6 protein-coding genes and 4 pseudogenes are annotated in these 7,209 nt (G+C 55.3%); 4 read left to right on the top strand and 6 right to left on the bottom strand.

The annotated features are described in order from the left end of the window. Positions 1-70: 70 nt before the first annotated feature. Genes ACR0JI_RS17205 through ACR0JI_RS17215 form a run of 3 tightly spaced genes read left to right on the top strand, consistent with a single transcriptional unit; the run spans position 71 to position 2,579 of the window. On the top strand, positions 71-1,195 hold the full coding sequence (locus ACR0JI_RS17205; protein WP_480477944.1) for a cobalamin-independent methionine synthase II family protein: 1,125 nt from the start codon (positions 71-73) through the stop codon (positions 1,193-1,195). Then, positions 1,192-1,887 carry an alpha/beta fold hydrolase gene (locus ACR0JI_RS17210; protein ID WP_480495269.1) on the top strand — a complete coding sequence of 232 codons (696 nt, stop codon included), beginning with the start codon at positions 1,192-1,194 and terminating at the stop codon, positions 1,885-1,887. The genes ACR0JI_RS17205 and ACR0JI_RS17210 overlap by 4 nt, the downstream gene beginning before the upstream one ends. Then, positions 1,884-2,579 carry an RraA family protein gene (locus tag ACR0JI_RS17215; protein WP_480495271.1) on the top strand — a complete coding sequence of 232 codons (696 nt, stop codon included), beginning with the start codon at positions 1,884-1,886 and terminating at the stop codon, positions 2,577-2,579. The genes ACR0JI_RS17210 and ACR0JI_RS17215 overlap by 4 nt, the downstream gene beginning before the upstream one ends. A gap of 66 nt (positions 2,580-2,645) precedes the next feature. On the opposite strand, the pseudogene ACR0JI_RS17220 reads toward ACR0JI_RS17215, so the two are convergent. From ACR0JI_RS17220 to ACR0JI_RS17240, 5 genes and pseudogenes are all read right to left on the bottom strand, one after another. Further along, positions 2,646-2,720 (bottom strand): annotated as a pseudogene (locus ACR0JI_RS17220) (IS6 family transposase); the annotation flags it as partial. 52 nt (positions 2,721-2,772) lie between these two features. Then, a pseudogene (locus ACR0JI_RS17225) lies at positions 2,773-3,474 on the bottom strand (IS6 family transposase). Positions 3,475-3,569: 95 nt separating this feature from the next. Further along, complete coding sequence (locus ACR0JI_RS17230; RefSeq protein ID WP_480495274.1) at positions 3,570-4,193, bottom strand: class I SAM-dependent methyltransferase; 624 nt, start codon at positions 4,191-4,193, stop codon at positions 3,570-3,572. A 9-nt stretch (positions 4,194-4,202) separates the two neighbouring features. Then, positions 4,203-4,949, bottom strand: coding sequence for a CDP-diacylglycerol--serine O-phosphatidyltransferase (pssA, locus tag ACR0JI_RS17235; protein WP_480495276.1), 747 nt, complete (start codon positions 4,947-4,949; stop codon positions 4,203-4,205). A gap of 12 nt (positions 4,950-4,961) precedes the next feature. Continuing rightward, the gene (locus ACR0JI_RS17240; RefSeq protein ID WP_480495278.1) at positions 4,962-5,636 is read right to left on the bottom strand and encodes a phosphatidylserine decarboxylase; all 675 of its coding nucleotides are present in this window, start codon (positions 5,634-5,636) and stop codon (positions 4,962-4,964) included. Positions 5,637-5,957: 321 nt separating this feature from the next. Between ACR0JI_RS17240 and ACR0JI_RS17245 the strand changes: the two are divergent. Next, positions 5,958-6,628: pseudogene (locus ACR0JI_RS17245) on the top strand (transposase family protein); the annotation flags it as partial. A gap of 75 nt (positions 6,629-6,703) precedes the next feature. On the opposite strand, the pseudogene ACR0JI_RS17250 reads toward ACR0JI_RS17245, so the two are convergent. Continuing rightward, positions 6,704-7,117 (bottom strand): annotated as a pseudogene (locus ACR0JI_RS17250) (DDE-type integrase/transposase/recombinase); the annotation flags it as partial. Positions 7,118-7,209 lie beyond the last annotated feature (92 nt).

Genomic DNA, 7,209 nt, shown 5'->3' on the forward strand with positions numbered 1-7,209 from the left:
GCGCGCTTAGCGCATCCAGCGCCGGGTTTCCGGCCCGGTGCTGGATCAAGATTTGGAAGGAGATGAAGACATGACCCGCGTTTCAACCACCCATGTGGGAAGTCTGCCACGAAATCAGAAGGTCGTTGATTTCATCTTTGCTCGCGAGCGAGAGGAACCGTTCGATCAGGCTGCATTTGACGCCTGCATGACCGCTGCCGTGTCCGAGACCGTGCGGAAACAAGCCAAGGCTGGGGTAGATATCGTCTCGGACGGTGAGACCTCAAAGATTTCTTACGCCACTTACGTCAAGGACCGGTATACCGGTTTTGCAGGTGACAGCCCGCGCAATGCGCCTGCGGACCTCAAAATGTTTCCCGGATATCTGCAACGTCTGGCGGATGATGGCGGCACGCCCCAATATGCACGGCCCATGTGCGTGGGCGAGGTGCGCTCAATAGGGCAAGTTGAGCTGCAGAAGGACATAGACAATCTCAAGGCGGCGATGACCGAACACGGGGTCGCGCGCGGTTTTATGAACGCTGCCAGCCCAGGGGTAATTTCCCTTTTTCTGCAGAATGACTTCTACCCAACGCGCGAGGCCTATCTGGCCGCGCTGGCCGACGCGATGAAAGAAGAATATGAGACCATCATTGGTGCGGGTCTGGATTTGCAGCTGGATTGCCCGGATCTGGCCCTGTCGCGGCATATGCTGTTCACCGATCTGTCCGACGACGAGTTCGTGAAAATCGCCAACATGCATGTTGAGGCATTGAACCACGCATTGCTAAATGTCCCAGCCGACAAGGTGCGCGTCCATATCTGCTGGGGCAATTACGAGGGGCCACATTGCTGCGACATCGGCATGGACAAGGTGTTTTCGACGCTGATGTCCACCAAATCTCGCTATGTGCTGTTCGAAACCTCGAACCCGCGCCACGCGCATGAATGGACGGTATTCCGTGACCGCAAGGGTGAAATTCCGGATGACAAGGTTCTTGTGCCCGGTGTGGTGGACACCACGACCAATTTTGTCGAACACCCGGAACTGATTGCTCAGCGTATCGAGCGGTTTACGAAAATCGTTGGACTTGAGCGTGTAATCGCCGGATCGGACTGCGGCTTTGGCACCTTTGCCGGCTTTGGTGCGGTAGATCCGGATATCGCCTATGCCAAGTTGGGCGCACTGGCCGAAGGGGCTGCCCTGGTCAAATGACGCCACTTGTCCTCCTGCCCGGAATGATGTGCGATGCGCGGTTGTTCGCTCCGCAGATTGACGCTTTATCAGGCAAATACCCGATCCTGTGCGCACCAATCGGAGGCCATGAAACGATGCAGGCGCTGGCCGCCGATGTGTTGGCCTATGCGCCCGAACGTTTTGCTCTGGCGGGACTCTCGATGGGTGGCATTGTGGGGATGGAAATCCTGCGTCAGGCACCGGACCGTGTGGCTGGTCTGGCGTTGATGGACACGAACCCACTTGCTGAATTGGACGAGGTCAAAGCAACGCGCGGCCCTCAGATTGATGCCGTCGGAAGTGGCAACCTGCGCAAGGTTATGGCCGAAGAGATGAAACCGAACTACCTGACGGACGGTCCGCGCCGCGCCGCCATTCTGGATTTGTGCATGGACATGGCCATGGATCTTGGCCCGGACGTTTTCGTCAATCAATCCAAAGCCCTGCGTGATCGCCCTGACCAGAGCAACACTCTGCGCAACTTCACCAACACAGCACTCATTCTCTGCGGGCGCGACGATGGCCTGTGCCCCGTCTCAAGGCATGAGTTGATGCACGAGCTGATGCCACAAAGCCGGTTGGAGATCATCGTAAACGCCGGCCACCTGCCGACATTGGAACAACCGCAACAAACAACGGCGGCCCTGATCCGCTGGCTGGAGATGATATGAACCAATCCTTTCTGGACCTGCTGAAAAAGGTCGACACTCCGACTGTTTGTAACGCAATCGAAGTGGCGCAGGGCAAGCGCGGATTCAATGAATTCACCCGGGGCACGATGTTATGTTCTGATCCCGATGCGGGCACGATGGTGGGATATGCCCGTACCGCGAAGATTGCCGCCGTGAACCCGCCGTCAGAACCGCCTGAGGAGATCCGCCAACGTCGGATGAACTATTACAGGCATATGGCAACTGGGAGCGGCCCGGCTGTCACCGTGGTTGAGGATTTGGATTATCCAGATTGCATCGGCGCCTTTTGGGGTGAGATCAATACGACGGTCCACAAAGGTTTTGGCATAAGTGGTGCGCTGACCAACGGCGTGATGCGGGACCTCGGCGACCTGCCGGATGGATTCCCGGTGGTTGCCGGGTCTGTCGGGCCAAGCCACGGATTTGTGCACGTAAAAGAGATTGGCACACCGGTGACAGTCTTCGGCCTTGTAGTCAAGGATGGCGATCTCGTGCACGCGGACCGGCATGGCGCGCTGGTTATCCCGCCCGAAGTCGTGGGCAAGCTTGAACGGGCGATCATCAAGTTGCTTGAAACCGAAAAACTGATTCTGGATCCCGCCCGCGCAACCGGGTTCGATTTCGATGCCTTCGAAAAAGCATGGGCGGCGTTTGAAGCCTCTCGGACTTAAACTCGGGACCGTCTGGGTCTTCCGCAAGTTTCTTCCAGAACTGAAAGGATGGAACTGGAGAGGCGATTATCCTACCAGTTGGATAAACTGCTGAAACGGGCGGAGCCCAGGCGTGAATTGACCTTTGTGGATTATGTTGACCGGCATTGCCAAGTCATCAGAAGTGGATTGGAATAAGCGTGAGACCGCGCAATCAAGCCGATAGCCCGGTAGCATAACCTTGCCACAGCTTGAACGCGTCGGCTCTGACATGGCGGTAGGAGAGAGTGGAAAGGCGATAGCGGCGGGGACAAAAGATCGTATTGATTTGGTTATGGGCGACGAGAAATCGTTGCTCTTAGGTTAGTGATTTGAACCGACCCATCATCTTTTCCCGCTTTCGCGTCGGCCGGTGTGACCCATCGATCCGGTTGTTGAGCCCCTTGTGCGCCCGATGGTCGGCGCCCGGCGCGATGACCTTGAACGGCTTGGTATATAGCTACGCAGCTTGTCCGTGATAACGACACGTGGTTCGCCATAGGCAGCAACCAATCGACCGAAAAAACGCTTTGCGGCTTTGGCATTGCGGCGAGGCTGGATCAGAATGTCGAGTACATCTCCATTGCCATCGATTGCACGCCACAGCCAATGTTTCACGCCGTTGATCGGGACGACCACTTCATTTGTCGTGCGGCTGGGGCCGGTCTCGTCGGATACAATCGGCAAACTGAGACCCTAAACGGTTCACCCAAAGGCGAATGGCTTCGCGGCTGACGATCACGCCGCGCTCCCCCAACAAACCCTCCACATCTGCCGAGCTGAGCGCAAACCGATGATATGCCCACGCCGCATAAGCGATGATTTCGCGAGGAAAACGGAAGCCTTTCAGCCGCAGCAATGAAGTCGGTATGGTCATGTTACGCGCTATCCGAAAAGGACAGCGCGATCAACTTGGCAATGCCTGTTGCTCAATTCCTAGTTTGTGGGCCACGAGAATTGTTGACAAGGCCGTTATGCAAATGCTGTTTTCGTCAAAACCAAAAAGGTCATCACCCCCAGCGGTGGCAGGGTTCTTTGCTCTCCGACGGTCAGTACATCCTCTTGCAATACTGTGTCGATTTCGAAATCAGAATGCCAACCAATTGTGTTTGCAAGCGGGGCAAAAAACCGTTCAAGGGACGCAATCAATCCCCGCTTTCGTTGGAAGTGGTTGGTGATTACCACTCTGCCGCCCGGTTTGCAGACCCTCGCTATTTCTGCCATCACCCTTTCCGGTTCGGGAACGACGGACAGCACATGCATCGCCGCAACCGTATCGAAGTGGTTGTCCGGAAAATCAAGCGAGCGGGCATCCATTTGCCGCAGCTCCTCGACGTGACTCAGTGATTGGGCTTCCACTTTGTCGCGGGCCTTTTTCAGCATCTCCTCGCTGAAATCGATCCCTGTCACCTGCATCTCGGGCTTGTAGTGTTCCAGTGACAGACCAGTGCCCACGCCGACCTCCAGTACTTTGCCCGGGTGTCTGTTGATATAGTCAACCGCGTGCTGCCGCCCAACACAGGTGATGGCTCCAAACGTCTTGTCATAGACGGGCGCCCATCGAGCATAGGAGTTTTGAACGGCTTTTATGTCCATATCAGGTCCTTAACGGTTAGAAGAGACTTCCTTGCCACGCCAGGCCCAGGCAACCGTTCCCACATATCCAACGCAAAGCGCGATCAGCGTGACCCAGGGATAGGTCAGCAGCGCCGCGCCAACAACAGCGACCCCGATGAGAAAGTATTTTGCATTCTCGCGCGAGATCCGCGTCGTCTTGAAAGACCAGGTTGGTATCCGGCTGATGAGCAGCAGACCGATGACCACCATGTAAAGACAAATCAATATGCCGGGCAGCAGCGGGGCATCTGCAAAAGCGAAGGAAACATACATTGGCAGCATCACCAACAGCGCCCCCGCAGGGGCCGGGACCCCTTTGAAATAGGCATCGTTCTGATCACAGGCTTCGGATTTGCTACCCACGTTGAAACGGGCAAGGCGCATCACGCAGCATACCGCATAAAACAGGACGGCAAGCCACGCTGCGTTTTGAATATCCTGCAAGGCCCAAAAATGAAGAACGAGCGGCGGGGCCACTCCGAAGTTCAGAAAATCTGCGAGTGAATCTAGTTCCGCTCCGATTTTGCTGTCACTGCTGAGCAGGCGCGCAATACGCCCGTCCAACCCATCCAGCACGCAAGCAGCAATAATGAGCTGCACCGCAAGCACGTAATTGCCCTGTACACCAAATCTGATCGCCGTCAGGCCCGCGCATATAGCTGTTATGGTCAGCGCATTGGGCAACAAATGGATCAGCGCGAACCCGGTCTCTTCCTGCTTAGATGGTTTTGCCACAGATCCCACCACCTATTTTTGTTCAGGTGTGCGCAAACTAGCTAGGACGGTTTCGCCCGCAATCATCGTTTGCCCGACACGCACCTGTGGCTCGACACCATCAGGAAGATAAACATCCAACCGAGATCCGAACCGGATCAATCCAAACCGTTCTCCGGTTTGCAGCTTGTCACCGGGTTTTACGAAGCAGACGATCCGTCTGGCAACTAGGCCCGCAATTTGGACAACAGCCAGATCCTGACCGTTTGCCATACGAATACGCAAGCTGTTGCGTTCGTTGTCGGCACTGGCCTTGTCTAGGGATGCGTTGAAAAACTTGCCGGGGCGATAGGCAACAGCGGCAATCTCACCTTCAACTGGCGTTCGGTTTACATGGCAGTTGAAGACGCTCATGAACACGCTGACACGGGTAAGCGGCGCGTCGGGCATCCCAAGTTCGCTCGGAGGTACCGCCGCTTCGATCAGCGAAACCACCCCGTCCGCCGGGCTGACGATCAAACCCTCTTCCGTCGGCGGCACCCGTTCCGGGTCGCGAAAGAAATAGTAACACCAGATCGTGAGACCGACGCCAATCCAACCCAGAATGTCAGAAAGTAAAAACAGGCCGACAGCTATTGCGGCAAAGATTGCGACAAACCGAATACCTTCAGGATGCATCGGTTTGATGAACGTATCGCGCATGCGCATCGCAAGCCTTCCCCCGATCAATTTATTGCACTTTCATAGGAGGATTGGTGAGGAACGCAAGTGTGACGAGCGCAGTCAGATCATCCGTTGACGATATCTGATGCACAAACCTGTTTCGGCCAGTGCCGTCGCTTCTGGCCGACGATGCGTCCCTTGTTCCAGGTTGGTCGAAATGTGCAGACGCCTGGTAAGTTTGGGGTCGTTTTCTCTGATCCACCAATCCGCCATCCTGTTCCAAGTGGCAATCCAATTTTACTGAACGCAGTGAGCCTCCCCTACTGAACTGGTCCACCGTTATGTTTAGGAAACGGAGGACCACGAATGGCAAACAAGAGACGAAAGCCTGAAGAGATTGTCTTAAAGTTACCGCAGGTTGAAGTTCTGATGGGGCAAGGGATGTCCCGTCTTGATGCGATCAGGCAGATTGGTGTTGTTGAGCAAACCTACTACCGCTGGCGGAAGAAATGAGCCGTTGAACGCGCCGTGGGTTCGAGCCCAACGGCGAATGCGGAATGGGTGTAGATCCGTTGAAAGAACTGAAGCGGCTTCAGAAAGTGAACGAGCGGCTGAGGCGCGCAGTTTCAGATCTGACGCTGGACAAATTGATCCTGACGGAAGCCGCAAAGGGAAACTACTGAGCCCCTCTCGTCGTCGTACATGCATCGATCATGTCCGCTGCCAGCTCAAAGTATCTGAGCGACGCGCCTGCCGCGAGCTTGGACAAAACCAGTCTGCGAAACGGTGTGTCCCATAAGGTCGCGCAGACGAAGACCGACTGGTGGCCGACATGATCGAGCTTGCCCGACAGTACGGCCGATACGGCTATCGCCGGATCGCTGCGCTGCAGAGAGAGGCTGGATGGTCTATCAGCGATGGGTGGATTGAACGGAGAGCCATTGATGCGCCATTGTTTCGAGCACAATGGCGAGCGGCGACGAGAAGGGCTGAAAGTGCCAGTGAAACAACCGAAGAAAGGGCGGCTCTGGCTGAACCCTCTCGGGACATTTCTGCGCAAGGTTCTGTCGCAAGTTCCTTGGCAGGCTGAGGAGATGGCGCAGGTGGATCTATTATCCCGCCAGTTTAACAAACTGCGGAAACGGAGAGAGTCTGGGCGTGAACTGACCATTGCGGATCATGTTGACCAGTTCGATACCTGCTAGAGCAGACGCAGCTGACGAGAAAGACTTGAAACCCAATATGGGCCTGATCCGACATTTGATGAAGCGATGGTCTTGTTCAATGATGTTGTTGAGTTACTTCCGTCTGACCGTCTCAATCGGTACCGAGCAACCAAAGCCTTTCAGCATCTTGTTTATTGCTTTGACGCCAGCAGTGTTGGCCTCGCTTTAGTCGATGACAATCTTCCGTGGCAATCCGTTTACCTCAAGCGCACGAGCGAAGAACTTTGTTGCAGCAGCTTTGTTCCGGCGTTTGGATAGCATGAAGTCCAGGGTCTTGCCGTATTTATCGATGGCCCGATAGGGTGTTGTCACGTTAACTTCTGACTCACGAAGAAATCCTGATGCTTGGGTGTCAAGTTGCTCGGGTGGCAGCATTCCAGGCGTCAAATGCT

The sequence above is a fragment of the Ruegeria sp. N10 genome (assembly GCF_056531545.1).